Origin of the sequence: Mesorhizobium sp. M4A.F.Ca.ET.050.02.1.1 (assembly GCF_003997725.1) — a bacterium.
Classification (GTDB): Bacteria; Pseudomonadota; Alphaproteobacteria; order Rhizobiales; family Rhizobiaceae; genus Mesorhizobium.
In genome coordinates this window covers 1-500 of the sequence record NZ_RZSG01001475.1, presented here as the reverse complement: position 1 = coordinate 500, position 500 = coordinate 1, and the positions used below count along the sequence as shown (strand labels likewise).

1 protein-coding gene is annotated in these 500 nt (G+C 59.4%); it reads right to left on the bottom strand.

The window, feature by feature from the left end:
- Positions 1-185: 185 nt before the first annotated feature.
- A partial coding sequence (locus EOA33_RS39620) for a hypothetical protein (protein ID WP_190234552.1) occupies positions 186-500 on the bottom strand: 315 nt, incomplete at its 5' end.

Sequence of the window (500 nt, the reverse complement as noted above, 5' to 3'; positions counted from 1 at the left end):
CTGCCAAAACAGCGAGCGCTCTAAGGCCATCTATCTCTGTCCGATGACGGTTCAGCCTGTCCCGTGTTGCGAATGACGCGGCCGAGGTGGAACCGGCTTGCTCCTCAACGGGTCGGGCAACGCTGCTTTCCCGCCAAGCCGCGCCAGCCGTAGTTGAAGAAAGGGCTTGGCGGCTTCGCATGCACCTAGTTGCTCTTGCGGGTTGTCGGAGGCCGTGGAACGTTCATGACCGATACCCGAGTCTGTCTGTCATCAGCGGCGAGAGCCTGGTAGAGGCCCATCATCCGAGCGAGTAAGTCGTCGGTCTCCGGCTTCAAGTTTCTGCGCATATGTGATGCGTCGCGGTAAATGAACTCACCATTGATGTAGGTGGCGCACTGCCGGTTCGGGCACATCCCTTTGAGCGGATCGACAAAGAACACCCCATCATGCTCAGTGAGCGACGCCAGCGCGACGACCGTCGGTGACCACACCCTCAGGATCCGGTCGCTATCTATATC